The 25,546-nt window shown below is 70.8% G+C and carries 24 protein-coding genes; 9 read left to right on the forward strand and 15 right to left on the reverse strand.

Annotated features, from left to right (window positions below; all coding sequences use genetic code 11):
* Nucleotides 1-18 precede the first annotated feature (18 nt).
* Genes AB0J69_RS43665 through AB0J69_RS43680 form a run of 4 tightly spaced genes read right to left on the reverse strand, consistent with a single transcriptional unit; the run spans nucleotide 19 to nucleotide 5,661 of the window.
* Complete coding sequence (locus AB0J69_RS43665) at nucleotides 19-2,583, reverse strand: family 78 glycoside hydrolase catalytic domain (protein WP_364130759.1); 2,565 nt, start codon at nucleotides 2,581-2,583, stop codon at nucleotides 19-21.
* An 8-nt stretch (nucleotides 2,584-2,591) separates the two neighbouring features.
* A complete protein-coding gene (locus tag AB0J69_RS43670; protein WP_364130762.1) occupies nucleotides 2,592-3,419 on the reverse strand; it encodes a carbohydrate ABC transporter permease in 828 nt (275 codons plus the stop codon).
* Nucleotides 3,416-4,351, reverse strand: coding sequence for a sugar ABC transporter permease (locus AB0J69_RS43675; protein WP_364130765.1), 936 nt, complete (start codon nucleotides 4,349-4,351; stop codon nucleotides 3,416-3,418). The genes AB0J69_RS43670 and AB0J69_RS43675 overlap by 4 nt, the downstream gene beginning before the upstream one ends.
* Complete coding sequence (locus AB0J69_RS43680; RefSeq protein ID WP_364130768.1) at nucleotides 4,348-5,661, reverse strand: extracellular solute-binding protein; 1,314 nt, start codon at nucleotides 5,659-5,661, stop codon at nucleotides 4,348-4,350. The genes AB0J69_RS43675 and AB0J69_RS43680 overlap by 4 nt, the downstream gene beginning before the upstream one ends.
* 231 nt (nucleotides 5,662-5,892) lie before the next feature.
* Here AB0J69_RS43680 and AB0J69_RS43685 point away from each other — a divergent pair, with 231 nt between their 5' ends.
* On the forward strand, nucleotides 5,893-6,933 hold the full coding sequence (locus AB0J69_RS43685; protein WP_364130771.1) for a LacI family DNA-binding transcriptional regulator: 1,041 nt from the start codon (nucleotides 5,893-5,895) through the stop codon (nucleotides 6,931-6,933).
* 133 nt (nucleotides 6,934-7,066) lie between these two features.
* The gene (locus AB0J69_RS43690) at nucleotides 7,067-7,501 is read left to right on the forward strand and encodes a hypothetical protein (protein WP_364130774.1); all 435 of its coding nucleotides are present in this window, start codon (nucleotides 7,067-7,069) and stop codon (nucleotides 7,499-7,501) included.
* Nucleotides 7,502-7,505: 4 nt separating this feature from the next.
* On the opposite strand, the gene AB0J69_RS43695 is transcribed toward AB0J69_RS43690, so the two are convergent.
* The gene (locus tag AB0J69_RS43695; RefSeq protein WP_364130777.1) at nucleotides 7,506-7,955 is read right to left on the reverse strand and encodes an AraC family ligand binding domain-containing protein; all 450 of its coding nucleotides are present in this window, start codon (nucleotides 7,953-7,955) and stop codon (nucleotides 7,506-7,508) included.
* 53 nt (nucleotides 7,956-8,008) lie between these two features.
* Nucleotides 8,009-8,686 (reverse strand): GntR family transcriptional regulator, encoded by a 678-nt coding sequence (locus AB0J69_RS43700; RefSeq protein ID WP_364130780.1) that lies wholly within the window; start codon nucleotides 8,684-8,686, stop codon nucleotides 8,009-8,011.
* 74 nt (nucleotides 8,687-8,760) lie between these two features.
* On the opposite strand from AB0J69_RS43700, the gene AB0J69_RS43705 reads away from it, so the two are divergent.
* Nucleotides 8,761-9,927, forward strand: coding sequence for an aminotransferase class V-fold PLP-dependent enzyme (locus AB0J69_RS43705; protein WP_364130830.1), 1,167 nt, complete (start codon nucleotides 8,761-8,763; stop codon nucleotides 9,925-9,927).
* 54 nt (nucleotides 9,928-9,981) lie between these two features.
* Entirely contained in the window at nucleotides 9,982-10,527 is a 546-nt protein-coding gene (locus AB0J69_RS43710; protein WP_364130783.1) for an NUDIX domain-containing protein, read from the forward strand.
* Here AB0J69_RS43710 and AB0J69_RS43715 read toward each other — a convergent pair.
* The 6 genes from AB0J69_RS43715 to AB0J69_RS43740 are packed head-to-tail and all read right to left on the reverse strand — an operon-like array spanning nucleotide 10,426 to nucleotide 14,924.
* On the reverse strand, nucleotides 10,426-11,133 hold the full coding sequence (locus AB0J69_RS43715; protein ID WP_364130786.1) for a histidine phosphatase family protein: 708 nt from the start codon (nucleotides 11,131-11,133) through the stop codon (nucleotides 10,426-10,428). The genes AB0J69_RS43710 and AB0J69_RS43715 overlap by 102 nt on opposite strands.
* A gap of 17 nt (nucleotides 11,134-11,150) precedes the next feature.
* The gene (locus tag AB0J69_RS43720; protein WP_364130789.1) at nucleotides 11,151-11,672 is read right to left on the reverse strand and encodes a DUF1707 domain-containing protein; all 522 of its coding nucleotides are present in this window, start codon (nucleotides 11,670-11,672) and stop codon (nucleotides 11,151-11,153) included.
* The gene (locus AB0J69_RS43725; protein ID WP_364130792.1) at nucleotides 11,669-12,472 is read right to left on the reverse strand and encodes an ABC transporter permease; all 804 of its coding nucleotides are present in this window, start codon (nucleotides 12,470-12,472) and stop codon (nucleotides 11,669-11,671) included. The genes AB0J69_RS43720 and AB0J69_RS43725 overlap by 4 nt, the downstream gene beginning before the upstream one ends.
* Nucleotides 12,469-13,434 carry an ATP-binding cassette domain-containing protein gene (locus tag AB0J69_RS43730; protein ID WP_364130795.1) on the reverse strand — a complete coding sequence of 322 codons (966 nt, stop codon included), beginning with the start codon at nucleotides 13,432-13,434 and terminating at the stop codon, nucleotides 12,469-12,471. The genes AB0J69_RS43725 and AB0J69_RS43730 overlap by 4 nt, the downstream gene beginning before the upstream one ends.
* Before the next feature lie 18 nt (nucleotides 13,435-13,452).
* The gene (locus AB0J69_RS43735) at nucleotides 13,453-14,391 is read right to left on the reverse strand and encodes a DUF4097 family beta strand repeat-containing protein (protein ID WP_364130798.1); all 939 of its coding nucleotides are present in this window, start codon (nucleotides 14,389-14,391) and stop codon (nucleotides 13,453-13,455) included.
* Nucleotides 14,391-14,924, reverse strand: coding sequence for a toxin-antitoxin system HicB family antitoxin (locus tag AB0J69_RS43740; RefSeq protein WP_364130801.1), 534 nt, complete (start codon nucleotides 14,922-14,924; stop codon nucleotides 14,391-14,393). Before AB0J69_RS43740 ends, AB0J69_RS43735 begins: the two co-directional genes overlap by 1 nt.
* 217 nt (nucleotides 14,925-15,141) lie before the next feature.
* Here AB0J69_RS43740 and AB0J69_RS43745 point away from each other — a divergent pair, with 217 nt between their 5' ends.
* The 4 genes from AB0J69_RS43745 (at nucleotide 15,142) to AB0J69_RS43760 (ending at nucleotide 21,286) form a co-directional block, all read left to right on the forward strand.
* Nucleotides 15,142-15,444 carry a histidine kinase dimerization/phospho-acceptor domain-containing protein gene (locus AB0J69_RS43745; RefSeq protein WP_364130804.1) on the forward strand — a complete coding sequence of 101 codons (303 nt, stop codon included), beginning with the start codon at nucleotides 15,142-15,144 and terminating at the stop codon, nucleotides 15,442-15,444.
* 73 nt (nucleotides 15,445-15,517) lie between these two features.
* On the forward strand, nucleotides 15,518-16,405 hold the full coding sequence (locus AB0J69_RS43750) for a helix-turn-helix transcriptional regulator (RefSeq protein ID WP_364130807.1): 888 nt from the start codon (nucleotides 15,518-15,520) through the stop codon (nucleotides 16,403-16,405).
* 269 nt (nucleotides 16,406-16,674) lie between these two features.
* On the forward strand, nucleotides 16,675-19,401 hold the full coding sequence (locus AB0J69_RS43755; RefSeq protein ID WP_364130810.1) for a Tat pathway signal sequence domain protein: 2,727 nt from the start codon (nucleotides 16,675-16,677) through the stop codon (nucleotides 19,399-19,401).
* A gap of 55 nt (nucleotides 19,402-19,456) precedes the next feature.
* Entirely contained in the window at nucleotides 19,457-21,286 is a 1,830-nt protein-coding gene (locus AB0J69_RS43760) for a hypothetical protein (protein WP_364130813.1), read from the forward strand.
* A 96-nt stretch (nucleotides 21,287-21,382) separates the two neighbouring features.
* On the opposite strand, the gene AB0J69_RS43765 is transcribed toward AB0J69_RS43760, so the two are convergent.
* Genes AB0J69_RS43765 through AB0J69_RS43775 form a run of 3 tightly spaced genes read right to left on the reverse strand, consistent with a single transcriptional unit; the run spans nucleotide 21,383 to nucleotide 24,847 of the window.
* On the reverse strand, nucleotides 21,383-23,035 hold the full coding sequence (locus tag AB0J69_RS43765; protein ID WP_364130816.1) for an extracellular solute-binding protein: 1,653 nt from the start codon (nucleotides 23,033-23,035) through the stop codon (nucleotides 21,383-21,385).
* Nucleotides 23,036-23,090: 55 nt separating this feature from the next.
* Nucleotides 23,091-23,978, reverse strand: a complete 888-nt coding sequence (locus tag AB0J69_RS43770) for a carbohydrate ABC transporter permease (protein WP_364130819.1) — start codon at nucleotides 23,976-23,978, stop codon at nucleotides 23,091-23,093.
* Nucleotides 23,975-24,847 (reverse strand): ABC transporter permease subunit, encoded by an 873-nt coding sequence (locus AB0J69_RS43775; RefSeq protein ID WP_364130822.1) that lies wholly within the window; start codon nucleotides 24,845-24,847, stop codon nucleotides 23,975-23,977. Before AB0J69_RS43775 ends, AB0J69_RS43770 begins: the two co-directional genes overlap by 4 nt.
* 92 nt (nucleotides 24,848-24,939) lie before the next feature.
* Between AB0J69_RS43775 and AB0J69_RS43780 the strand changes: the two genes are divergently transcribed.
* Complete coding sequence (locus AB0J69_RS43780) at nucleotides 24,940-25,515, forward strand: bifunctional DNA primase/polymerase (RefSeq protein ID WP_364130825.1); 576 nt, start codon at nucleotides 24,940-24,942, stop codon at nucleotides 25,513-25,515.
* Nucleotides 25,516-25,546 lie beyond the last annotated feature (31 nt).

Below are 25,546 nucleotides of genomic sequence, written 5' to 3' on the forward strand. Positions count from 1 at the left end.
GGACGGGATCGCTTCTTCTTACAGGCGGGTGGTGAACTCGTGGGTTCCCGCGCCCACCTCCTGCGGCTCGGCTTGCGGCAGGTCCACCAGCGCCGAGGTGCCCGGCGGCACGGTGGCGGTGACGGTGAGTGTCGTGCCGTCCGTGTTCCAGGAGACCGCCGCCGGTCCGTAGGGGGTGTCGAGGCGGGCCGAGGCATGGGTGAGGCCGCCGCCGGGGCGGGGGGCGATGCGCAGGCGGCGGTAGCCGGGCTCGTCCGGGGCGAGGCCGGCGACGGTGCGGTGCAGGAAGTCGGCTACGGCGCCGAGGGCGTAGTGGTTGAAGGAGGTCATCTCGCCGGGGTTGACCGAGCCGTCGGGGAGCATGCTGTCCCAGCGTTCCCAGATGGTGGTGGCGCCCATGGTCACCGGGTACAGCCAGGAGGGGCAGTTGCGTTGGGTCAGGAGCTGGTAGGCGGTGTCGTAGGCGCCGACGGAGCAGAGGGCGTCGCAGATGAGCGGGGTGCCGACGAAGCCGGTGCCGATGCGGTGGTCGTCGGCGGCGACCAGTTCGACCAGGCGGCGTCCGGCTCGTTCCCGCTGGCCGGGGCCGTCGAGCAGGTCCAGGCAGAGGGCGAGGGCGTAGGCGGTCTGGGTGTCGCAGGCCAGCCGGCCGGACGGGGTGACGAACTCGCGGCGGAAGGCCGCCCGCACCTCGGAGGCCAGTTCGGCGTAGCGGGTGGCGTCGCCGGAGCGGCCGAGCAGCGCCGCCGTGTCGGCCACGACGCGGGCGGTCCAGGCGTGGTAGGCGGTGGCGACGAGGGCGTGGTCGGTACGCGCCTTGCCGGGGTTGTCCGGGGGCGCGGCGGGGTCGAGCCAGTCGCCGAACTGGAAGCCCTCGTCCCACAGGTGGTCGTCGCCGGTGAGGGAGGTGACCTGGTCCACCCAGGCGGTCATGCTGGCGTACTGGGTGCGGAGCAGGCCGAGGTCGCCGGTGCGCTGGTAGAGCACCCAGGGGACGAGTACGGCGGCGTCGCCCCAGGCGGCGGTGGGCGAGACGTCGAAGGCCAGCGGCACCCACGGCACGTAGTGCGGCACGGTGCCCACCTCGGCCTGTTCGGCGGCCAGGTCGGCGAGCCAGGAGGTCAGCGGTCCCGCGCAGTCGTAGAGGAAGGCGGCGGCCGGGGCGAAGACCTGGATGTCGCCGGTCCAGCCGAGGCGTTCGTCGCGCTGGGGGCAGTCGGTGGGCAGGTCGACGTAGTTGCCGCGCATGCTCCAGCGGACGTTGTCGTGCAGCCGGTTGAGCAGCGGGTCGGAGCACTCGAAGTCGCCGATGGGCCGCATGTCGGTGTGGCAGACCACGGCCACGACGTCGGAGGCCGGGTCCAGCTCGCCGGGCCAGTCGTCGATCTGGGCGTAGCGGAAGCCGTGGGTGGTGAAGCGCGGCTCGAAGGTCTCGTGCTCTGCGTCGCCGCGCAGGGTGTACGTGTCGAGCGCGGCCGCCTGACGCAGGGGCCGGACGGCGAGCGCGCCGTTCTCCAGGACCTCGGCGTGCCGCAGCGTGATGGTGTGCCCGGCGGGGCCCTGGACGCGGATGCGCAGGCGGCCGGCGATGTTCTGGCCGAAGTCGAGGATCGTCTCCCCGTCCGGGCCGGTCAGGACCTCGACCGGGCTCAGCGTCCCGGTGCGGCGCACCGGCGGGCCGGTGGGCGCGACGAGCCGGGCGGCGTCGTGGGGGAGCGCGTCGGCGGGCAGCCAGGAGGAGTCGTCGAAGCCGGGCTCGGACCAGCCGGACGGAAGCAGGCGGGCGTCGTGCTTCTCGCCGTCGTACAGGCTGGTGGCGGTGACCGGGCCGGACGCGCAGCGCCACCCGTCGCCGTCGGTGGTCACGACGTCGGTGCCGCCGTCGGCGTAGGTGATCTCCAGCTGGGCGATGAGCGCGGTGCGGTCGCCGTAGAGGTCGGTCTTGCCGCCGAGGAAGCCGATGCGGCCGCGGTACCAGCCGTCGGCCAGGGTGGCGCCGAGGGTGTTGCCGCCCTCGCGCAGCAACTCGGTGACGTCGTGGGTGCGGTAGCGCAGGCGGTGGGCGTAGCTGCTCCAGCCGGGGGCGAGCACGTCGTCGCCGACCACCCGGCCGTTGAGCTCGATCTCGTACAGCCCGTGCGCGGTGACGTACAGGCGGGCCCGTTCGACGGCGGCGCGGGCGCTGAAGTCGCGGCGCAGCAGCAACGCCGGGCCGTCGGGCACGCCGAGCAGCTCCAGCGGCGGCGCGGTGGCGGCCGCCTGCCAGTCGGCCGGGTCCAGCAGGCCGGCCTCCACGTAGGACCAGGGGCTCCAGTCGCTGACCGAGCCGTCGGCGCCGTGCACGCGCACCCGCGCGCCGCGCCGCTCGCGCGACCCGAGCGGCGCGCCCGGCCAGGGCACGAGCACCGACTCCGCCGAGTCGACGCGGCCGGTGGTGGTGCCGTCGCCGAGCTCGATCTCGTACGCCTGCTGCCGCCAGCCGGGGGTGTCGGCGGTGACGGTCCAGGACAGGCGGGGTGCGGGTTCGCCGATGCCGAGGGGCTCGCGATGGTGTTCGAAGGTGGGCGTGCTGACGTTAAGCAAGGCGCTCCTTAGCCCTTGATGGCGCCGGCGGTCATCCCGGCGACGATCTTGCGGTTGAAGAAGATGAACAGCACCAGGGGCGGGATCGTGATCAGGACGATGTCCATGAACAGCAGGTTCCACTGGGTGTTGTACTGGCTCTGGAAGTTGTAGAGGGTGACCTGCACGGTGGCGTTCTCGTCGCCGGGCAGCAGGTAGAGCGGGTTGACGAAGTCGTTGAAGATCTGCACCGAGCTGGTGAGGATGACCGTGATGGTCACCGGCCGCAGCAGCGGGAAGATCACCCGGAAGAACAGCCGCAGCCCGCCGCAGCCGTCGATCTGGGCGGCCTCGTCCAATTCGCGGGGGATGGCGGCGATGAACGCCCGGAACAGCAACATCGCGAACGACAGGTTGAAGGCCACCTCGGCCAGGATCAGCCCCGGCAGCGTCTTGAACAGCCCGAGCGCCTGCAGCAGCCAGATGGTCGGCACCACCGCGGGCGGGATGATCAGCCCGGACAGCACCAGGAAGTCGGCCAGCTTGGCGACCTTGCCGGGACGGCGCTGCAGCACGAACGCGGCCATGGCGGCGAAGACGACGATCAGCGCCACGGAGGCGACGGTGATGATGGTGCTGTTGACGTACGCGCGCAGCAGCACGTAGTCGCGGGCCTCGATCACGGCCAGGAAGTTCTCGACGATCGGCCAGTTCGTGGGCCAGGCGAAGTCGAGGTCGGTGGCCTGGGTCTGGTCCTTGACGGCGGTCAGCAGCATGAGCGCGAACGGGACCAGGAAGATCACGGTGGCCAGGACCAGGGCGACCGCTTCCGCGCTGAGCCTGCGGAGTGCTCTCATGCGGTGACCTGCCTCCTGCCGAGGAAGTAGTTGAGCGGCACGGCGATGGCCGTGACGATGAGGAACAGCAGCACGTTCCCGGCGGTGGACAGGCCGAAGAAGCCGGCCTGGTACTGCTTGTAGATGATCGAGGCGATGGTGTCGCTGGTGAAGCCCGGTCCGCCGCGGGTCATCGTCCAGATGAGGTCGAACGAGCGCAGCCCGCCGATGAAGGACAGGATGATCACCGAGTACGTGGCCGGCCACGACAGCGGCAGCGTCACGTGCCGGAAGCGGTGCCAGGCGCTGCCCCCGTCCACGGCGACGGCCTGGTAGTACTCCGACGGGATCGACATGATGCCGGCGATGTAGATGACGGTGGCCAGGCCCACGCCCTTCCACACGTCCACCAGCGCCACCGACAGCAGCGCGGTCGTAGCGTCGCCCAGCCAGTCGCGCCCGTCGATGCCGACCAGCCCGAGGGCCTGGTTGACCAGGCCGGTGTCCGGCTTGAGCAGCATGCTGAAGGTGATGCCGACCGCGACCGTGGAGACCAGCACCGGGAAGAACACCACCGAGCGCAGGAAACCGCGCAGCCGCAGCCGGGAGGTGAGCAGCACGCCGAACAGCAGCCCCAGCACGACCTTCAGGCCGCTGGTGACGACCGCGTAGACGAGCGTGTTGACGAAGCCGATGCGCAGGTTCTGCTCGGCCAGGAAGTCGCGGAAGTTGTCCAGGCCGACGAACTCGCTGTCGAACAACGTCCAGCGGGTGAGCGCGAAGTAGAAGGCCATGGCCGTCGGCACCAGGAAGATGACCAGGTAGACGACGGCGGCCGGCAGGTACAGCCAGTAGGGGTAGGCCGCGTTGCGCCGGCGGCGGGAGGCGCGGGCGTGACCCGGCGCGGCAGCCGGGCCGGGCCCCGTGCGGGGCCCGGTGTCCTGCTTCGTCACCACCCTGCGAGCCCCAGCTGCTTGGCCTGCTTCTCCACGTCCTTGTCGTACTGGGCGGCCCCCTCGGCGGGCGGCGTCAGCCCCGAGCCGACGGCGACGGTGATCTGCTCAAGGGACGGGCCCTTGACCGGGGAGACGAACTCCAGCGCGGGGGCGGTGGTGCCGCTGTCGACGTAGGCCTGCAGGTCCTTGGCGGCCTGGATGGCGTCCTCGGGCAGCTTGGCCCCCTGGATCCGGTACGGCCCCGTCGGCGGCACGACCTTGTTGACCGCCTCGGCCGAGGCGGGCGAGGCGACGAAGGCGAGGAACTTCTTGGCCGCCTCCAGGTTCTGGGTGGTCTTGGCGATGTAGATGCCCGGCGGCTCCCAGACCGTGGCGCCGTTCTTGGCCGCGTCGGTGCCCGGGATGCCGAAGAAGCCAACGTCGGTGGCCGCCTGCGGCAGCGTGGCGATCACCGGCGGCAGCGCGGAGCTGAGCATCGCGTAGTGCGCGCCCTTGCCCTCGGCCAGCATCTTGACGCCCTGGTCATTGGTGGCCGAGCCGAAGCCCTCGTTGAGGTAGCCCTTGGCGTGCACCTCGGCCAGGTGGTCGAACCCGGCCTTCGCCGCGGGCGTGGACGCGAACTTGACCTTGTTGGCCGTGTAGTCCTGCGCGAAGCTCGGCACCGCCGCCTGGACGTTGTAGTAGTCGCCCAGCACGAACAGCTGCGAGGTCCAGGTGTCCTTGAACGTCGTGATCACGGGAGTGATCCCGGCCGCCTTGATCTTGTCGTTGTTGGCCATGAACTCGGCCCAGGTCTTCGGCACCTCCAGCTTGAGCTGCTCGTAGATCTTGCGGTTGTAGAGGATGCCGCCGCCGGTCAGGGTGCCCGCCGGGACGCCGTACACCTTGCCGTCCTGGCTCACCACCGGCAGGAAGTCCTTCTGCACGTTGGCCAGCACCGGGTCGCCGGTCAGGTCGACCATGGTCTGCGCCGGGTTGAGCGCCTGGAGCAGCGAGCCGGAGTTGTACCAGAACACATCCGACATGTCGCCCGTCGAGAGCCGGGTCTTGACGATGTTGTCGCCCTCGCTGCCTCCCGGCCGGGTCTCGGTCTCGATTTTGATCTTGGGATTGGCCTGCATGAAGGCGTCCGCGAGCGCTTTGGCCGTGCCGGTCGTCCCGGGGCTGTTGTCGACGAGGAACTTCAGGGTGGCCGAGCCGTCGGCGGCGGGCTCCGAGCCGGCGCCAGAGTCCGAGCCGCACGAGGTCAGGGCCGCCATCGCGAGAACGGCCAGGGCCGCTCCGGTCATGCGGTGCGAGGTCTTCACAACGCCCCTCCGGGTTCGTTGAAACGTTTTAAGCGTCCCCCGATGCGAGTTAACGTAGGCGTTACACGGCAGAGCGTCAAGAGGACGATTGGGGAACGGTCCCCAATCGTGATTCCCGTCAGGAGGGTCATCTGGACAAGGATGCAGGTTCTGCTGGGTAACGTTACCCATCGCGTACGATGCGGCGGGGCTCGTACAATCGGGCGGCGTCGAGTCCAGGAAAGGCGGCACATGGTCACACGAGACCGGCAGCGCAGAGTGACGATCACCGATGTGGCCCAGCACGCCCAGGTCTCCACCACCGCGGTGTCGAAGGTGCTGCGCAACGCCTACGGCGTCAGCGAGGCGATGCGGGCCAAGGTGCAGGCCGCCATCGACGAGCTCGGCTACCGCCCGCACAACGCGGCCCGGGCCATGCGCGGGCGCACCTTCACCATCGGTGTGCTGCTGCCGCACATCCGCAACCCGTTCTTCGCCGACATCCTCGACGGCCTGACCGAGGAGATCTCGGCGAGCGGCTACCAGGCGATCATGGTCCAGAGCGGCGGCCGCGACCCCGCGGCGGAGCGCCGCGCGAGCGACGCCCTGGTGGACCGGCAGGTGGACGGCGTCCTCTGGGTCGCCCCCGCCTGCCCCAAGGCGCAGCTGGAGAAGATGGCCACCGACACCCCCACCGTGGTGCTCGGCCGCCACGACCGCTCGGCGCTGTACGACTGCGTGCTCGACGACGACGAGGTCGGAGCCGAGCTGGTCGTCGAGCACCTGATCGCGCTCGGGCACCGCCGCATCGCGCACATCACGCAGAAGGACACCATCGGCGGCCGCTCCGCCGCCCTGCTGCAGACCATCCGGGCCGCGACCTACGAACGGGTGATGACCGAGCACGGCCTGGCCGGCCACATCGCCGTCGCCGCCACCTCCTACACCGAGGAGGGCGGCTACGAGGGAGCGCGCGAGCTGCTGGCGCGTGACCCGCGCCCCACCGCCATCTTCGCCGGCGCCGACCAGGCCGCGTTCGGCGCCCTGGCGGCCGTGCACGAGGCGGGCCTGGCCGTGCCCGGGGACATCTCCGTGGCCGGCTACGACAACGCCCGGATGACCGGCCTCGCGCACGTCGCGCTGACCAGCGTCGACCAGGACGGCGCCATCATGGGCAAGACCGCCGGCCGGCTGCTGCTCGAACGCATCGGCGGACGCACGTCCGCGGTGCGCTTCTCCGTCACCCCGACCCTCGTGCCCCGCCGCTCCACGGCGCCGCCCGCGACCCGGTAGCCACCCGCCCGAGGCGGCGGGCGGCGAAAGGTGCATTTCGTGCTGGCTCTGGCGCACTCCGGCCTGGCTGCGTGCCCGGCCGGGACGCAGGATTCGGCTTGGCGGAAACCCCTCACAGCCGGAAGGCGCCACCGTGAAATTACCGCGCTCAGCCCCTGGCCGCCGTGTCGCCCTGGTCGTCGCCGCCCTGACAGTCCTGGCCCCGGGAGTGCAGCCGATCGCCACGGGCACCGGAGCGGCGAGCGTCCGCGACGACTGCGCCGGCGTGCCGTGGATGGACAGGTCCAGGTCTCCGGAGCGGCGGGCCCGCGCGCTGCTCGCCGCCTCCACCCTCGACCAGGAGCTGCGCCGGCTCGACGAGCACTCGGCCAACGACCCGGCGCGCACCACGTTCACCACCGCCACGCCGCGCGAGCTGCCGCCCGGGGAGTACCCGGTCCTGTCCGGTCTCATGGCCGGCGCGTACAGCAAGGGCGTCGGCGCGAACGACGCCGAGCCGGTGCAGGCGCAGAACCGGGCCAGGTCGCCGAGGAACTGGATGAGCCGGGCGATGATCTCGCTCCGGTAGAGGTTCAGGGGCCGGAACCGCAGCCGGTCCAGCGCGTCGAGCGGCTCGACGCACTCGGTGAGGGCGGTCGCGTCCAGCCGGACATGCCGCGACGCTGCCCCGAATAGGGGCCGGTCCACAGCAGGTGGTTGAGCAGCGGATCCGCACGGGCCCACGCCAGCTCGCGCTGCAGCAGATCGCTGGAGAAGCAGCAGCTGAACACGTCGAGCCGACGCCAGCCCTCGTAACCGTGCCAGACGCCGGGCCGCAGCAGGACGACATCGCCGACGGCCAGCGGCTGACGGCCGGCCAGCGAGACGTGCACCCCTTCCCCGCCGGTCACCACGGCCACCTCGACGAGGCTGTGCGCGTGCACCGGATGGCTCTGCTCGTGCAGGTAGTGATCGGCGTAGGCCAGCGTGCCCTCGGTGAAGTGCAGCAGCCCGCCCACGCGGTCGATGGGTGGCTCGTCCATGCCCGGCCTGTATCCACCGCCGGCATCCACCACGGGCGGAGCCGCCGCCGCCGTCAGGGGGCCGGCGGCACCCGCTGGGGCCGGCCGTCCCGGGCTCCCGGGTCGTGGCCGAGGTAGGCCGCGCCGTTGACCCAGTTCTGCGTGAGCCACCGCGCCGCCTCGTTGAGGTCCCCGTCGCGGATCGCGGCGATGATGCGCCGATGCTCGTCGACGCTGAGCCGGGCCCGTTCGGCGCCGCCGAAGTACATCGCGTCGTAGCGCTTCAGCAGGGGCTTGGTCTGGCCGATGAGCCGCATCAGGTGCGGGTTCGCGCAGGCCGACAGCAGCAGGTCGTGCCACCGGTCGTCGAGCGTGGTCAGGTCGCCCCCGCTCTCCACGGCGGCGCGCATGTCGTCGTTGAGCCGGTCGAGCCGGTCGAGCAGCCCGAGGAGATCCTGTGGGGTGCTCCAGCGGAGCGCGAGCGCTTCGAGCTCGCCCACCAGCGGGTAGAGCTTGCGCGCCTCGTCGAGGTCCAGCGGCGGTACGTGAAAACCGCGCCGTGGCTCGGCGACCAGGAGGCCACGGTCGGTCAGCTCGACCAGCGCCTCCCGCAGCGGGGTCCGGCTCACCCCCAGCTCGGTGGCGAGGCGCACCTCGTTCACCCGGCCCGCGGCCGCCAGCCTGCCGTCCAGGATGCGGGCGGTGACCTGGTCGGCGATCTCTCGCCGGAGGGGAGCGGAGTTGCTGTCCACCCCGGCATCATATTGCGTTTCAGCCGCAGATTCTGTATTCAATTTCTATGAATTGTATACAGACCTTGTTCGATGTGGCTCGCGCCCGGACGGAGACGCCCGGGTGCACCCGGGTCACCCACCTGGACAACGCGGGGACCGCCCTGCCTCCCGAGATCGTGACGGACACGATGGTCGCCCACCTGCGCGCGGAGGCGCTTCGCGGTGGCTACCGGGCGGCGGCCGACGCCGCGCCGCGACTGTCCGCGGTCCGCGAGTCCATCGCCACCCTGCTGAACGCCGGGAGCGAGGACATCGCCCTGGCCGACAGCGCCACCAGGGCGTGGCAGGCGGTGTTCTACGCCCTGCCGTTCCGCCCCGGCGACCGCATCCTGACCTGCCGGGCCGAGTACGCGAGCAACGTCATCGCCTTCCTGCAGACCGCCGAGCGCACCGGAGTGCGGATCGACGTGGTCGACGACGACGCCGACGGGCAGCTGGACGTGGCGGACCTGCGGCGGCGCCTGGACGAGCGGGTCCGGCTGATCGCCATCACCCACGTCCCCACCCAGGGCGGCCTGGTCAACCCCGCCGAGGAGGTGGGCGAGATCGCCCGGGAGGCGGGCGTCCCGTTCCTCCTGGACGCCTGCCAGTCGGCCGGCCAGCTCGACCTCGACGTCGAACGGCTGCGCTGCGACGCCCTCAGCGCGCCCGGCCGCAAATACCTGCGCGGCCCGCGTGGCACCGGCTTCCTCTACGTCCGGCCCGAGCTCCGCGAGCGGCTCCAGCCCGTGGTCCTCGACCTGCACTCGGCCACCTGGACCCATCCCGACCGCTACCGGGTGCGGGAGTCCGCGCGGAAATTCGAGACCTGGGAGCACAACGTGGCCGCGGCGCTCGGCCTGGGCGCCGCCGTGGACTACGCGCTGACCTGGGGGATCGCCGCCATTGAAGAGCGCGTCGGCCTGCTCGGGCGGCGGCTCAGGGAGCTGCTGTCACAGGTGCCCGGCGTACGGGTGCACGACCAGGGCACCCGGCAGTGCGGCATCGTCACCTTCACCGTGGACGGCGTGCCCGCGGCCGAGGTGCACGACCGGCTGGCGAAGGCGGACATCAACACCTCGGTCTCGTTGCCGGAATACGCCCGGTATGATCTCGCCGCCCGCGGCCTGCCCGCCCTGGTCCGCGCCTCGGTGCACTACTACAACACCGACGCGGAGCTGGAACGGCTCGCCGAGGCGGTCGATCGGCTGCGCGGCTGAGGAGAGGCGGGCCCCTCGGTACGCTGCAAGGACACCCGATCATGGAGGACACCGGTGAAGAGGCTGATCGCCCGGCTCTGGCTCGGCATCCGCGGGTCGACGCAGTGGCGGCTGCTCTACCTGTCCCAGGCCAAGTTCATGGTCGGGGTGACCGGTGTCGTCCGCGACCGGGACGGCAACGTGCTGCTGCTGCGGCACCGGTTCTGGGACGAGCGCCGGCAGTGGGGGCTGCCGACGGGCGGCGCGAAGCGCGGGGAGACGTTCGAGCAGACGGTGGTCCGCGAGGTGCGGGAGGAGACCGGGCTGGAGGTGAGCGTGGGGGAGCTGGTGCAGCTCAGGAGCGGGTTCCGGCTCAGGGTCGAGGTCGCGTACGCGGCCGCGTACGCCGGGGGCGGCACGATGCGGCTCAACCCGATGGAGATCCTGGAGGCCCGGTGGTGCGCCCCGGACGACCTTCCGGAGGGCCTGCTGGAGTCGCACCGCCTCCTGATCGAGTCGTCAGGTGGGCGGGGCGGCCGTGGTCGGGAAGGCGGGGCCGAGGTGCGCGGTGTCGTTGAAGCAGCGCAGGATCCATCGGGCCTCGGTCAGCACCAGGTGTGACACCGACGCGTTGTCGGGGCCGAGGAACGCGAACGGCCGCGACCCCGTGGCCGCCGCCAGCGCCTCGGCGATCACACCGCCGTGGGTGACGGCGACGATCCGCTGGTCAGGATGGGCAGCGGCCAGCTTGTCGAGCACCTTGCGCACCCGCTCGGAGAAGGCGGCGGCGGGCTCGGCACCCGGGATCACGTCCCAGCGTTCCTCGTCCGACAGCCGCTTCGCGATCGGATGGCCCTCCTCGACCATGCGCCGGAACATGCCGCCTTCCCACTCGCCGAGGTGCACCTCCCGCAGGTCGGGCTCGACCATCGGCGTCAGGCCGAGCCGGGCGGCCAGCGGCGCTGCGGTCTGGGACGTGCGCCGCAGCGAGCTCACGTAGATCGCGTCGATGGGCTCGGCGGCCAGCCGCAGGCCCACCCGCTCCGCCTGCTCGCGGCCCTCGGGCGCGAGCCCCGGGTCGCCCTGGCCGTCGACCAGGGGGAACGGCCGGTCGGGGCGAGCGGGCTCCGACTCGCCGTGCCGGACCAGGAGCACCTCGGTGGCGCCGGGCGGCGTACGGAATCGTCCCTGCCGGTACTCGACCGGCTTCCCGTTGTCAGGTCCCACAATTACCGAACATTACTCTATTGGCGGTGGACGGGCCTTGCCGAGGTGCGGACGGTCAGACGGCCGTAGGTGAGCTCGCCGCTGATCCGCACGTGCGGCCCGCCCGCCGGTCGGCGGCCCCCCGCCCTGCTGATCACCCTGCCCCATTCGGTGCGCAGCCCGTCGGTGTCGGCGCTCGCGCCGGCGGGCAGGATGATCGTGGCGCCGCCGTACGTGAGCCAGAGCTCGATGTCGATCCGCGAGTGCCGGATGGCGGCCTGCGACAGGTCGAGCCGCACCCTGCCGTACTCCGACTCCACGCGCAGGCTGCGCGGGACGAGCCAGTCGCCCTCCCGGGTGATGCGCCCGCCGGTGGACCCCAGCCGGACCACGTCGTCCGGCAGGTCGGCCACGATCGGCTCCAGTTCGTGGGCGGAGGCGGCGGTGAGCGCCCGTTCGATTCGCAGCTCCAGCTCGGCATGACCGAGCCGGCCGTCCGCGTACGCCTGCTGGACCAGCTCCACCGCCCGGTCCCGATCCCGGTCGGGCAGGAAGCTCATTTGCTGGCGGCCTTCTTGTACAGCCGCGTGGCCAGCGGCACGAACACGGCCAGGAGCACGACCGACCACAGCAGCGACACCGGCACCGCGTGCTGCAGCGGCCAGGCGCTGGGCCCGGGGAGGCCCGGGCTGGTGTTGCCGAACAGCTCGCGCGCGGCCTGGACGAGCGTGGAGACCGGGTTCCATTCCGCGATCGGCTTCAGCGGCCCGGGCAGGCGCGCGCTGTCGACGAAGGCGTTGGACAGGAAGATCAGCGGCAACGACAGGAGGGTGGCGATGTTGTTGAACACCTCGGGGGTGCGCAGGGCCAGCGCGACCGTCGCCGTCACCCAGGAGAAGGCGTAGGCGAACAGCAGCAGCATCAGGAACCCGAGCGCGGCCTCGAGCGGCGAGGAGTGGATGCGCCACCCGACCAGCAGCCCGACGAGCGCCATCGTGACGATGCTGATCAGGTTCATGATCACGTCGCTGACGGTCTGACCGGTCAGCACCGCGGAGGGGGACATCGGCAGGGTGCGGAACCGGTCGAAGATGCCCTTCTGCAGGTCCTGCGTCAGGGTGTAGCCGGTGATCTGCGCGCTCTGGACGATCGTCATGACGAAGATCCCGGGAAGCAGGTATTCGCCGTACGACATGCCGGGCACGCTGATCATGCTGCCGAAGATGTAGGTGAACAGCAGCACGAACACGATCGGCAGCATGACCACGCCGCCCAGCAGGTCGGGGGCCCGCCGGATCTTCAGGGCGTTGCGCTTGGCGATCGTCATGCCGTCGGCGACGGCCAGTTGCAGGGCGTTCATCGGACGCTCTCCTCGGTCTTCTCGTCGGCCTGGTGCCCCGTGAGGGTCAGGAACACGTCGTCCAGGGTCGGCCGGCGCAGCCCGGCGTCGCGTACGGTGATCCGCTCGGCGGCCAGGTGGCCGAGCGCCCGGGTGAGCGAGGCCGCGCCCCCGGCTACGGGGATCGTCACCCGCAGAGCGGTGGCATCGGTCTGCAGCTGCCCGACGGCCAGCGGTGCCAGCGTCCGCGTGACGGTCACGAGGTCCGCCGCGTTCGTCACCGTCAGCTCGATGCGGTCGCCGCCGACCTGGTTCTTGAGCTCGTCGGCGGTGCCGAGCGCGATCACCCGCCCGTTGTCGACCACCGCGATGCGGTCGGCCAGCCGGTCGGCCTCCTCCATGTACTGGGTGGTGAGCAGCACCGTGGTGCCGCCGCCCACCAGCTCGCCGATGACCTCCCACAGGCTCGCCCGGGCCCGCGGGTCCAGGCCGGTCGTGGGCTCGTCGAGGAACAGCACCGGCGGGTCGGCGACCAGCGCGCCGGCCAGGTCGAGCCGGCGGCGCATGCCGCCGGAGTAGCCCTGCACCGGGCGGTCGCCCGCCTCCGTCAGGTCGAAGCGCTCCAGCAGCTCGCGGGCACGCTGCCGGCTGCGCTTGACGCCCAGGTGGTAGAGGCGGCCGACCATCTCCAGGTTCTCGGCGCCGGTCAGGTGGTCGTCCACGGCGGCGTACTGGCCGGAGGCGCCGATGTGGGCGCGCAGCCGGGGGGCGTCGCGTACGACGTCGAACCCGGCGACCGTGGCCCGGCCGGCATCCGGTTGCAGTAACGTGGTCAAGATCCGCACCGTGGTGGTCTTGCCGGCGCCGTTCGGGCCGAGCAGCCCGAACACCGTGCCCTCGGGAACGGTCAGGTCCATCCCGTCGAGGGCGGTCACTTCGCCGTAGGTCTTGACCAGACCCTCGGCCACTATCGCGTCAGGCATGAGCGGTCTCCTTGGTCGTCAGGAACGGTGGATGGCGATGTCGCCGTAGGCGGTGTGGGCACGCACCTCGACGATGTGGTCGGACTGGCCGGGGCCGTCGCTGGGGTCGAGGGCGACGTCCACGGTGCCGTACTGCGAGCTCACGTCGAGCCAGGCGGCGCTGCCCGCGCGGATGCCGAGCTCCAGCCCGCCGCCGGTGGTCTCCATGACGACCGCGCCGGACACCACCTCGCCGATCCGCGCGCTGCCGTACGCGGTCTTGACGACGACGCCGGCCAGGGCGCGGTCGACGGTGATGTCGCCGTGAGCGTTGTGCAGCCGAAGCTCGCCGGTGATCTCGCCGAGGCGGAGCTCTCCGTGAGAGTTGCCGAGCACCGCGGTGCCGTCGATCTCGCCGACGCGGATGTCGCCGTGGGTCGTGGTGATGTCGGCGTGTCCGGACGAGCGGGTGACCGAGATGTCGCCGTGGGTGGTCTTCAGGCGCAGCCGGCCGGCCTGTTCGACCCGGATGTCGCCGTACTGGCTGGTGAAGGTCACCTCGCCGAGCGGCCCCCGGCAGCGCAGGCCCGCTCCCGCCTTGGCGGTCACGCGGGAGCCGGACGGCACGTCGATCGTCACGTCGACCGAGCCGTCCCCGACCAGCAGTGAACGCGCCCAGTTCGCGGGCGACTCCACGAGCTTGTCGAACGACAGGCCCCAGCCGTACGACGAACCGGCCCTGTCCTTGTTGGTGCGCACCAGGAGCCTGCCGTCGGCGTATTCGACCTCGGTGGCCTGGGCGACCTGCACGTCGGCGTCGTTGAGCTCGTCGCTCGGGCGGATCTCCACGACGGTGTCGGGGCGATCGCTCGCGTTGATCCGGATGGTGGCGGTCGCCGAGTCGATGATGACGAGGATGGGTTCGGGAGTGTCGAAAGTCGGCATCGTGGTCCCCGCGTCGAAGGTTGGCATGATCATCAGCGCACCCAGCCGCTGTATCGCTTAGCGGACTGCTGGGCCGGGCCCCGGCCGGAGCGGCGGTCCTCCTTGCCGGTGTCGAGCGCGGCGGAGACCGCGCGGACGAGCCAGGCGTTGACCGACAGCCCGTCGCGGGCGGCGGCCTCCTCGATGCGGGGCTTGAGGTGCTCGGGCACCCGGAGCGAGATCCGGGACGTGCCGCCCTCCTCGGTGTCCGGCGGTGGCGGCGGAGCCGGGGGCGCCGCGGCCGGCCGGCTCCTTTCGTCCTCCTCCTGGAACGACCCGCCGCTCAGCGGTGGCGTCACGACGAAGCTGGGGTCACGGCCGCGCAGGCGCACCTCGACCGAGCCCGGCGCGAGGTCATGGGTGATCTCGTCCGCGGCGGCGGACAGGGCGTCCAGCAACGCGAGCCGGGTGGCCGACTCGAGCGTGGCGGCGAGCCGCTCGCCCAGCGCGTGGGCTTCCTCGCCGCCCGCCGCGGCGGCGATGGCCAGTTCGCGGCGAAGGTGATCGACATAGGGCGCAAGGTCCATGACGTCACTATGACACCATGATGGCGTCATAGCAAGTCCCTTTGGCCTGAAGCATGGCGTCATGTGGCGTCATGTGGCGTCAGCCGCCGGTCTCGCGAAGGTGGTACTGGCGAGACCTAGTTTCGGAAGGGCCAGCTGGCGTATGTGTGCGGGGGATTCCAGGCGTTTCACTGGATGTGTGACCGCGGGTCACTGCTCGGAACGGGGGAACCGAAGAATGTGCACCATCACCACACCGAAGGCGCGATCGTACCGGCACGTGCTGGAGGAACAGCGCCGGCTGAGCGAAGACGCCGCGCACGCGCTGCGTACGCCGGTCGCCGCGCTGCGTGTGGAGCTGGAGGAGGCCCGGCTGAACCCGGGCAACATCGACCTGGACAGGCTGCTGGACCGGACCATCGGCGCCGTGAGCCGGCTCCAGGAGGTCATCGAGCAGCTGCAGCTGTTCGCCGACCCGTCGCCCGCCGTCCTGGACACGAGCCGGTTCGGAGAGCGGCTCCGGCGCTCCGCGCCCAGGTGAACCCGCGTCACCATGAGGACCTGTTGATTGACGCTCTGACCCTGCTTTACCTGCGCGGATGCATACTGGCGAGATGAGGCGGCCAGGCGAGCTGCGCGACTTCCTGCGTTCCAGGAGGGCTCGCGTCTCCCCGGGAGACGTGGGCCTGCCCTGGCGAGCCGACGGCCGGCGGGTCGCGGGGCTGCGCCGCGAGGAGCTCGCCCTGGCCGCGGGGGTCAGCGTCGACTACTACACCAGGATGGAGCAGGGGCGTGTCGGCAACGTCTCCGACCAGGTGCTGCATGCCGTGGCCGGCGTCCTGCGGCTGACCTCCGAGGAGTTCCGCCACCTGCGCGAGCTGCTGAACGACGGGCCGGAGGCCCCGGAGGAGCCGGCCCGTGCCCCGATCCGGGCGCGGGCGGCGCTGCGCATGATGCTGGACGTGCTCGACCCGGTGCCGGCCCTCCTGGTGACCGAGGTCCTGGACATCGTGGCGATCAACCGGATGGGCGTCGTCCTCCTGGACGACTTCGAGGCCATGCCGCGCGCCGAGCGGAACGAGATCCGCTGGGTGTTCCTCGATCCCAAGGCGCGCGAGGTCTTCGCCGACTGGGAGGCGATCGCGACGGAGTGCACCGCCTGGCTCAGGGGTGCCCTGGGCCGGGCCGGGAACGATCCGCGGCCGCAGGAGCTGGTCGACGAGCTGCTCGCGCGGTCCGCGGACTTCGCCCGGCACTGGGCCGATCATCGGGTGACGTACTGTACGTACGGTGTCAAGCAGATCCGCCATCCCGAGGTGGGCACGGTGACGCTCAACTGGGAGTCGTTCGCCCCGACCGCTGATCCGGACCTGTACCTCGTGGTCTACACCCCGGCGACCGGCTCCCCGTCGGAGGACAAGATGACGGCGCTGGCCGAGAGCCGCCGAGGCGAGCGCCCGCACCCGGGCTTTCACGGATGCGGGCGGCGCCTGGACCGGTGAGACCTCCGGGAGGCCGGGAGCTTCCGCCCCGGCCTGGGTAAACCGCTTCCACGCGACCGTGCCTCACGCGTGCCGTCGTGTCCAGCAGTCGTGGAGTTGCCTGGTCACCCGTGGTCTCCAATCGCGCATAAGTCCTCTGCTTGAAGCGTATCCAGCGGAGAATCCGCTACTTGACAGGCGATTCTCCACATGCTGCGATCAGTTCCTAGTAAACGGTTAAACAACTGGCCGTTTCACCCTTGTTACGCCAACCCTGCAGGGAGCCCCCCATGGCGATGATGTCCCGACGGAATCTGCTCTTGAGCGCGGCGGCGGTCGGTGCCGCCGGGCAGCTCGGCCTGGCTGCCGGACCGGCGCGGGCCGAGGACGCGCGGCGGGTCGCGGCGGCGGGGCCGCTGGAGGACGGTGTCCAGCTCAAGTGGCTGGAGGCCGGTGCGCCCAAGCGGCTGGCGGCCGGGTCCACGTGGGGGGTGGCGTGGCCGAAGGGCGTGGTGCCGAAGGACCAGGCGTTCGCGTTGCGCACGGCGGCCGGGCAGCAGGTGCCGGTGCAGACGTGGGCGACGGCGTACTGGCCGGACGGGACGCTCAAGTGGACGGCGCACGCCATCGGCACCGAGGTGGCCCCGGCCGAGCAGTACGTGCTCGCCGCCGGCACCCCCGCCGCGCCCGCGACCGCCGTGACGGTGAAGGAAGGCCGGGACGAGGTCGAGGTGGCCACGGGCGTGATCACATGCCGGATCCCGAAAAAGGGTGACAAGCTGGTCCGCTCGCTCCTCCGGGGCACCACAGAGATCGCCCGCGACGGAGAGCTGGTCTGCCTGCGCCAGGACGGGATCGACGACGACGAGTCCGGGTCGGTGAAGACCGAGAAGTTCGCCGGCCGGACGGAGAAGGTGACGGTCGAGCAGTCGGGCCCGGTCCGCGCGGTGGTCAGGATCGAGGGCAGGCACCGGCACGGCAACCGGTCGTGGCTGCCGTTCACCGTGCGGCTCTACTTCTACGCGGGCAGCGACGGCGTCCGCGCCGTGCACAGCTTCGTCTACGACGGCGACCAGCAGCAGGACTTCATCCGGGGCCTGGGCATCCGGTTCGAGGTGCCGATGCGCGGCGAGCTGTACAACCGGCACGTACGCTTCGCGGGTCCCGGCGACGGCGTGCTGGCGGAGGCCGTCCGCGGCATCACCGGGCTGCGGCGCGATCCGGGCGCGGCCGTGCGCCAGGCGCAGGTGGCTGGCCATGCCACCCCGGCGGTGGAGACCTGGGACACCCGGGTCAGCTCCCGCCTGCACCTCATCCCGGCCTTCGGCGACTACTCGCTGCGCCAGCTGTCGGCGGACGGGTTCCAGATCCGCAAGCGCACCAAGGCCGGGCACGGCTGGATCCCGGTGGACGCGGGCGGCCGGGCCGGGGGTCTCAGCTACGTCGGGAGCCCGGAGGGCGGGTTCGCGTTCGGCATGCGCAACTTCTGGCAGCTGCACCCGACCCAGCTCGACATCCGCGGCGCGGCCGGCGACCGGGCCGAGGTGACGGTGTGGCTGTGGTCGCCGGAGGCCGGGGCGATGGACCTGCGCTTCTACCATGACGGCCTCGGCCAGGACACCTACCCGGAGCAGCTCGAAGGCCTGGAGATCACGTACGAGGACTACGAGCCGGGCTTCGGCACCCCGTACGGGATCGCCCGCACCACGGAGCTGATGTTCTGGGCGCTGGCGGCCACCCCCGCCGCCGAGCAGATCGCCGAGCTGACGGACGCCGTCCGCACGCCCCCGCTGATCGTCGCGCCTCCCGCGCACCTGCACGCCGCCGGGGTGTTCGGCGACTGGTCGCCGGTGGACCGCTCGACCCCGGCCAGGAAGCTGATCGAGGACCGCCTGGACCTGATGTTCAAGTACCACAGCGAGCAGGTCGACCAGCGGTCCTGGTACGGCTTCTGGGACTACGGCGACGTCATGCACAGCTACGACGGCGACCGGCACGTCTGGCGCTACGACGTGGGCGGCTACGCCTGGGACAACTCCGAGCTGTCCACCGACCTGTGGCTCTGGTACCACTACCTGCGCACCGGCAAGGCGGAGGCGTTCCGCTTCGCCGAGGCCATGACCCGCCACACCGGCGAGGTGGACGTCTACCACCTGGGCAAGTGGCGCGACCTGGGCACCCGGCACGGCGTGCAGCACTGGGCCGACAGCGCCAAGCAGGCCCGCATCAGCAACGCCGGCTACCGCCGCTTCTACTACTTCCTCACCGCCGACGAGCGCGTCGGCGACCTGCTGCGCGACCTGGTCGACTCCGACAAGACGTTCCTCGTCCTCGACCCCATCCGCAAGATCCGCACCGAGCCGTACGAGCCCGACCCGCACGCCCTCGGCGTCAGCACCGGCACCGACTGGAGCGGACTCGCGCTCGCCTGGCTGACGGAGTGGGAGCGCGGCGGCGACCCCGTCGCCAAGGAGAAGCTGCTCAACGGCATGCGCACGATCGCGGCGATGCCCAACGGGTTCGTCCGCGGCAGCGGCCTGTACGACCTCGACGACGGCACCTTCAAGCCGAACGGGACCGCGGTCAGCGTCGGCTCGCTCGGCGCGGTGTTCGGCCTGGTCGAGGTGTGCAGCGAGGTCATCTCCCTGACCGGCGACCAGGCGTTCACCAACGCGTGGCTGCAGTACTGCCGCCTCTACAACGGCACCGCCGCCGAGCAGCAGGCCGAGACCGGGCAGTCGTTCGGCAACCAGAACCTCCGGCAGGCCCACTCCCGGCTCACCGCGTACGCCGCCGCCAAGCTCGGCGACGCCGGCCTGGCCGCCCGCGCCTGGAAGGAGTTCGACACCGGCCACGCCGGCTACCCGAAGGCGCACGACTTCGCGTCCAGGCGGATCGAGGGCTCGAAGGTCCTCAAGCCGGTCGACGAGGCCGACCTGTCGACCAACGCCTCCGCCCAGTACGGCCTGGCCGCCATCCAGTGCCTCGCCCTCGTCGGCGACCAACTCCCCGCGTAACTCCCGACGCAGGCGACCAACTCCCGCGTAACCCCCCGACGCAAAGGAGAGCACCATGCACGCCCCGCACAAAGGCGTGATCATCACCGCGGCGATCCTGGCGGCCGGTACGGCGCTGGTCGCCGTGCCGGCCGCGCCGAGCACCGCCGCGGTCGCCGCCCGCCCGATGGAGAACCTGGGCCGCGGCGTCGTGGCCGTGCGCTCCAGCAGCACCAGCGTCCTGGTGACCTGGCGGCTGCTGGGGCTCGACCCCGACGGCATCGGCTTCAACGTCTACCGCTCGACGGCCGGCGGCTCGTACGTCAAGCTCAACCCCGGCGTGCTGACCGGCGGCACCAACTACACCGACTCCAGCGCGGACCTGACCAGGTCCAACAGCTACCGCGTACGCCCGGTGATCAACGGCACGGAACAGGCGGACAGCGGCGCGTTCACGCTGACCGCCGATCACGCCGTCGAGCCGGTGGTGCGCATCCCGCTGCGGGCCGGAGGCAACGTGAAGTTCGTCTGGGCCGGCGACCTCGACGGCGACGGCGAGTACGACTACGTCATCGACCGCCAGACCAGCCTGCAGACGATCGAGGCGTACCGCCGCGACGGCACGTTCCTGTGGTCGGTCAACCTCGGCCCGAACAGCACGAACCAGGACAACATCGAGGGCGGCTCGGCCACCGTCGACGTCGGCCACTGGGACGGCGTCACGGTCGGCGACCTCGACAGCGACGGCCGCGCCGAGGTGGCGGTCCGCGTCGCCAACGGCGTGACCTTCGGCGACGGGTCGAGGCACACCGAGAGCGACAACGTCCGCCAGTCCATCGCCATCCTGGACGGCCGGACGGGCGCGCCCAGGGCCAAGGCACCGGTGCCCACGGACTACCTGGCCGACGGCCCGATGTACGCCCGTTTCGGCATCGGCTCCCTCGACGGCACCGGTAACAGCCTCGTGGCGTACATGAAGAACCGGGTCGGCACCGGCGACTTCAACCTCATGATGACCGCCTGGAAGTTCAACGGCACCAGCCTGTCCAACCAGTGGAAGTGGCTGCGCGGCAACGGCGACATGGCCGACGGCCACAACACCCGCATCGTGGACGTGGACGAGGACGGCAAGGACGAGGTCGCCGAGATCGGGTTCGTCCTCAACGGCGACGGCAGCCTGCGCTACTCGCTGGCCGACGAGGGCATCGTCCACGGCGACCGCTTCCACATCGCCAAGATGGACCCGAACCGCGTGGGCCTGCAGGGTTACGGCGTCCAGCAGAACAACCCGAGCGGCCTGCGCGAGTACTACTACAACGCCCGCACCGGCGTCATGCTCTGGCAGCACGTCGAGGACGGCGTCGGCGACGTCGGCCGGGGCATGGCCGGCGACATCGACCCGCGCTTCCCCGGCATGGAGGTCTGGTCCTTCTCCGGCCTCTACAACGCGCGCAGCAACCAGCTCACCGAGCCCGACACCTCGCTACGCCCGTGGCCGCACCTCGGCCTGTGGTGGGACGGGGACCTCACCATGGAGCTGCTCAACGACGGCAAGTTCGAGAAGTGGAACCCGGCCGACCCCAAGCCCACCAACGGCCTGCCCCGGCTGCTCACCACCTCGCACTACGGCGCCGTCAACGCCAGTGGCCCCAACCCCGCCCTGGTCGGCGACCTGTTCGGCGACTGGCGGGAGGAGGTCGTGTACACCAACGCCGCCCACGATCAGCTGATCGTCTTCACCACCGACAGGCCCACCACGACCAGGCTCTACACCCTCGCCCACAACCCGGCCTACCGCAACGGCATGACGCTCAAGGGCTACCTGCAGTCCCACCACGTCGACTACTTCCTGGGGGCGGGCATGACGAAGCCGCCCGCACCGAACATCACCTACGCGGGCGGCTGAGCCCTCCTTCGTGAGACGAGCCGCCCGGCTTCGGCAGCCGGGCGGCTCAGGCTCATCAGGCTCTTCGGGCCCATCGGGTCAACAGGCTCATCAGGCTCACTGCGCGGCCGCGTGCTCCTTGGCGAGTTCCTCGGCCACCCGGTCGCCGCCCGCGTTCCGCCACTGGGTGACGACGTCCTTCCACGCCGACAGCGGCTTGCGGCCGAAGGTGATCGCCGCGATGCCGTCGCCCATGATCTGGCCCATCTGCGCGCTCTTGCTCACCTGGGTGGCCGAGCGCAGGCCGTTGGCCGGGTTGGGGATGCTCCGGGGCAGGGTCGCCTTCTGCCAGTCGTAGGTGGCCTGGGCCGTCTCGGGGTAGCCGGGCAGGTAGAGGACCGACGGTGCGGTGCCGATGTACCGGAAGGGCAGGGTGTTGTTGTTCTCGGTCTGGAACAGGTCGAGCGTCTTGATGCCGCCGTCCTCCTTGGTGAAGTGCACGCCCTCGACCCCGTAGTTGGCCAGTTCGTACTCCTTGGTGCCGAAGGGCGCGCTGAGGTAGTCGGAGATGCGCAGGAGCAGCTTGATCCGGTCGGCGGGGGCCTTCTTGAAGGTGACGTAGCCGAACATGCCGGCGCCCTGCCAGGGGGTGGGGGAGGGGCCGTACGGGTAGCCCAGGTCGAGCTCGTACCGCTTGTCGATCTTGGTGAGGGTGGTCAGCGACATGGAGCCGAAGCCGTCCTGGATGGACGCGACGGTGCCGTTGTGGAAGTAGGTCTGCATGTCGGTGGAGCTGACGGTGAGGCTGTCGGGATGCGCCGACTTGGCCTCGACCAGCTTGCGCATGAGGCCGAGGGCCTCCTCGAACTGCGGCGTGGCCAGGGTCGTGGCGAACTGGCCGTTCGAGAGCGACCAGGTGTTGGGCGCGCCGAGCGAGCCGGCGTGGAAGGTGATGGAGCCCAGCCCGCCGAACAGGGTCTTGTACCAGCCGAGCCCCCACTTGCGGCCGCTGCTGAGCTCCTTCATGGCCTCGAGGTACTGCTCGGTCGTCCAGGTCTTGGGGATGCCCGCCTCGTTCATGGCGGTGCGGTTGACGAACAGGCTGTTGGCCGGGGTCGGGCGCTCCAGCGGGATGCCGTAGATCCTGCCGTTGATCCGGCCCATGCCCTTCCACGCGTGCGGGGGGATGTTGGCCAGGTTCGGGAACTGCTTGACGGCGTCGCCCCCGACGAACTCCGACAGGTCGGCACACTGCGCCTGGATGAACTCCAGGGAGTGCGGCAGCGCGAGGTTCGTGAACATGATGATGTCCGGCAGGTCGCTGCCCGAGGCCATCAGGGTGGTCATCTTCTGGCCGTACTCCGGGTCGGGCACGACCGTGACCTGGAGGTCGACGTTGAGCGCCTTGTTGATGGCCTGCCAGTACCGGTTCTGCGTGACGGGGGTGGGCGGCGGGCCGAAGGTGACCACCAGCGCGGTCACCTTCGAGCCGTCGCCGACCGTGTCGTTCACCGACTGGGCGAGGGTCTCGGGATATTTCAGGTAGAGGTTCTGCACGCCGGTGTCGTCGCCGGGGGCGTCCGGCTTCGGCCCGGCGAAGGGCACGTACGCCGGCCAGGGGACCAGTTGCTTGCCCGCGTTGGAGACGCCGCCTCCCGAAGGGCTCGCGCCGCCTCCGCAGGCGGACAGCAGCGGCGCGGCGGCCAGGCCGAGCGCGCCGGCGCCGGCCATCCTGAGCAGGCCGCGGCGGCCGATCGTGTTGTTGTCCATGACGAACTCCTCTCTCGGCGGTGTCGCCGAAAAGAGCTGGTGGGGGGGTGTGAGGTCAGGCCTTGAGCGCGCCGGTGAGGACGCCCTTGGCGAAGTAGCGCTGCAGGAACGGGTAGACGCAGACGATCGGCAGCGTGGCCAGGATGACCACGGCCATCTGCACGGACTGCGGCGAGGTGGCGGCCAGCTCGCCGGAGGTCTCGGCGAGGGAGGCGCCGCCGGTGACGTACTGGCGCAGGACGGTGCCGATGGGCCACATGGCCTGGTCGTTGAAGTAGATGATCGCCTCGAAGAAGCGGTTCCAGTACGCGACCGCGTAGAACAGGCCGATCACCGCGATCACCGCCTTCGACAGCGGCAGCACGACCTTGCGCAGGATCGCCGGCTCGCCGGCGCCGTCCATCCGGGCGGCGTCGATCAGCTCCTGCGGGATCGACTGGAAGAAGCCGCGCATCACGACCAGGTTGAACACGTTGACCAGGAAGGGCAGGATCAGCGCCGCGTACTGGTCGACCAGGCCGGTGCTCTGCACGACCAGGAACAGCGGCACCATGCCGGGCGGGAAGAGGAAGGTGAACAGCACCAGCAGCAGCATCGGCTTGCCGCCGTAGACCTTCGGCCGGCTCAGCGTGTACGCCAGGGCGATGGTGCAGGCCAGGCTGAGCGCCGTGCCGACCAGGGTGATGCCCGTGCTGATGACCAGGGCGCGGGTGATGATGCCGCCGGCCAGGATGTCGGCGTAGGCGTCGAAGGAGAGCCCCGCCGGCCAGATCACCCAGCCGCCGTTGTCGATGACGTCCTGTGGGCCGGCCAGGCTGGTGGCCAGCACCGTCCAGAGCGGGAAGAGCACCAGCAGCACGACGACGGTCAGCGCCACCGCCTTGAGCGCGCGGACGGCGGGGCTGGGCCGGCCCATCCAGGCCGGTGCACCGGTGACGCTCATGCCTTGTAGACCCCCTGCTCGCCGAGCCGGTGTGCGACCTTGTTGGCGGTGTAGATGAGCACGATCCCGATCACGCCCTTGAATAGGCCGACCGCGGCGGCGTAGCCGAAGTCGCCGCCCGCGAAGGCGGTGAAGTAGACGAACGTCTCCAGCACCTCGCCGGTCTCGGGGCCGACGGACTGGCGCTGCAGGAAGAACTGCTCGAAGCCGATGGACAGGAACTCGCCGAGCCGCAGCACCAGCAGCAGCACGATGACGGGCCGGATGGCGGGCAGTGTCACGTGCCAGAGCCGGCGGCCCCAGCCCGCGCCGTCGATGGCGGCGGCCTCGTACTGCTGCTCATCGACCTGTGACAGGGCGGCGAGGAAGATGATCGTGGCCCAGCCGCACTCCTTCCAGACCAGCTGCGCCACCACCAGCGGCCCGTACGCGTCCGGGTTGCCGATGATCGAGATACCGCCCGCGCCCAGGTCCGACAGCCAGCCGTTGACCACGCCCGCCCCGCCCAGCATCTGCTGGAACAGCGCGAGCACGATCACCCACGACAGGAAGTGCGGCAGGTAGACCACGCTCTGCACGAACTTCCTGACCGTGTCGCCGACGATGCTGTGCAGCAGCAGCGCCAGGGCCAGCGGGGCGGGGAAGAAGAAGACGAGCTGGAGCAGGGCGATGAACAGGGTGTTCGTCACCGCGTTCCAGAACTCCGGGTCGGCGAACATGCGCTCGAAGTGCGCCAGGCCCACCCACTCGCTGCCCTGGATCCCGAGGAACGGGATGTAGTTCATGAAGGCCAGCACGTTCCCGAAGAGCGCGCCGTAGTGGAAGACCAGGAAGTACACCAGCCCCGGCACCGCGAGGAGCAACAGCACCCGATCGGCCCGGATGCCGCAACCGACTGCTGCCCGGTATTGCGATTGATCCTCGCGTCGACCTGACCGGTCTCCAGACCGGCTTCGACACCTTGGCGCTACTGGCCGCGCTCCGGCGGGCCCCTCACCCGGCCGAGGACACCTCCACCCTCCGGGTGCGGACCCCGTCAGGAGGGCTGCATGTCTGGTACCGGGCCGAGCCCGGTCAGACCTTCCAGTGCTCCACCGGCTCCGCTCCCTCGCGCGCACTTGCCTGGCAGGTTGATGTGCGCGCCCACGGGGGGTACATCGTGGCCCCAGGCACCCGCACCAGCGACGGCTCCTACACCGTCGTGGGGGAGTGCCGCGAGCCGGCGCCCCTGCCCGCCTGGCTGGCTCAGGACCTCATCCGCACCGGCCACACTCCCTCGCCGATCCACGCAAGCGTCCCGCCGCCCGCGGCGCCGGTGCCGCCCCGCGCCCGCCAAGCCGTCATCCAGGCCGGCGGCGGTCAGGGCTCCGCGGAACGGCTCCTGCGTCACTTGCTGGCGGAAGTGGAAGCGTGCGCCAGCGTCCCGCAGGGCGCCAGTTTCACTGCGAAGCTCAACCGAGCGGCTTACACGGCGGTTGCGTCCGCGGAAGTGGTGTACGAGTTTGACCTGGTCAGCAGGTGTGGCGTCGTGAAATGAAGACGGCCATCGAGTGATCCTTCGAGTAGCT

The sequence above is a fragment of the Nonomuraea sp. NPDC049709 genome, assembly GCF_040674815.1.
In the GTDB taxonomy this organism is placed as follows: Bacteria; Actinomycetota; Actinomycetes; order Streptosporangiales; family Streptosporangiaceae; genus Nonomuraea.

Bases quoted from the DNA above. Each gene is read 5' to 3' on its own strand.
- AB0J69_RS43685 (WP_364130771.1), top strand. From the start codon at position 5,893: ATGGTCACACGAGACCGGCAGCGCAGAGTGACGATCACCGATGTGGCC.
- AB0J69_RS43725 (WP_364130792.1), bottom strand. From the start codon at position 12,472: ATGAACGCCCTGCAACTGGCCGTCGCCGACGGCATGACGATCGCCAAG.
- AB0J69_RS43720 (WP_364130789.1), bottom strand. From the start codon at position 11,672: ATGAGCTTCCTGCCCGACCGGGATCGGGACCGGGCGGTGGAGCTGGTC.
- AB0J69_RS43670 (WP_364130762.1), bottom strand. From the start codon at position 3,419: ATGAGAGCACTCCGCAGGCTCAGCGCGGAAGCGGTCGCCCTGGTCCTG.
- AB0J69_RS43745 (WP_364130804.1), top strand. From the start codon at position 15,142: ATGTGCACCATCACCACACCGAAGGCGCGATCGTACCGGCACGTGCTG.
- AB0J69_RS43740 (WP_364130801.1), bottom strand. From the start codon at position 14,924: ATGGACCTTGCGCCCTATGTCGATCACCTTCGCCGCGAACTGGCCATC.
- AB0J69_RS43735 (WP_364130798.1), bottom strand. From the start codon at position 14,391: ATGATCATGCCAACCTTCGACGCGGGGACCACGATGCCGACTTTCGAC.
- AB0J69_RS43750 (WP_364130807.1), top strand. From the start codon at position 15,518: ATGAGGCGGCCAGGCGAGCTGCGCGACTTCCTGCGTTCCAGGAGGGCT.
- AB0J69_RS43755 (WP_364130810.1), top strand. From the start codon at position 16,675: ATGGCGATGATGTCCCGACGGAATCTGCTCTTGAGCGCGGCGGCGGTC.
- AB0J69_RS43730 (WP_364130795.1), bottom strand. From the start codon at position 13,434: ATGCCTGACGCGATAGTGGCCGAGGGTCTGGTCAAGACCTACGGCGAA.
- AB0J69_RS43765 (WP_364130816.1), bottom strand. From the start codon at position 23,035: ATGGACAACAACACGATCGGCCGCCGCGGCCTGCTCAGGATGGCCGGC.
- AB0J69_RS43695 (WP_364130777.1), bottom strand. From the start codon at position 7,955: ATGGACGAGCCACCCATCGACCGCGTGGGCGGGCTGCTGCACTTCACC.
- AB0J69_RS43770 (WP_364130819.1), bottom strand. From the start codon at position 23,978: ATGAGCGTCACCGGTGCACCGGCCTGGATGGGCCGGCCCAGCCCCGCC.
- AB0J69_RS43760 (WP_364130813.1), top strand. From the start codon at position 19,457: ATGCACGCCCCGCACAAAGGCGTGATCATCACCGCGGCGATCCTGGCG.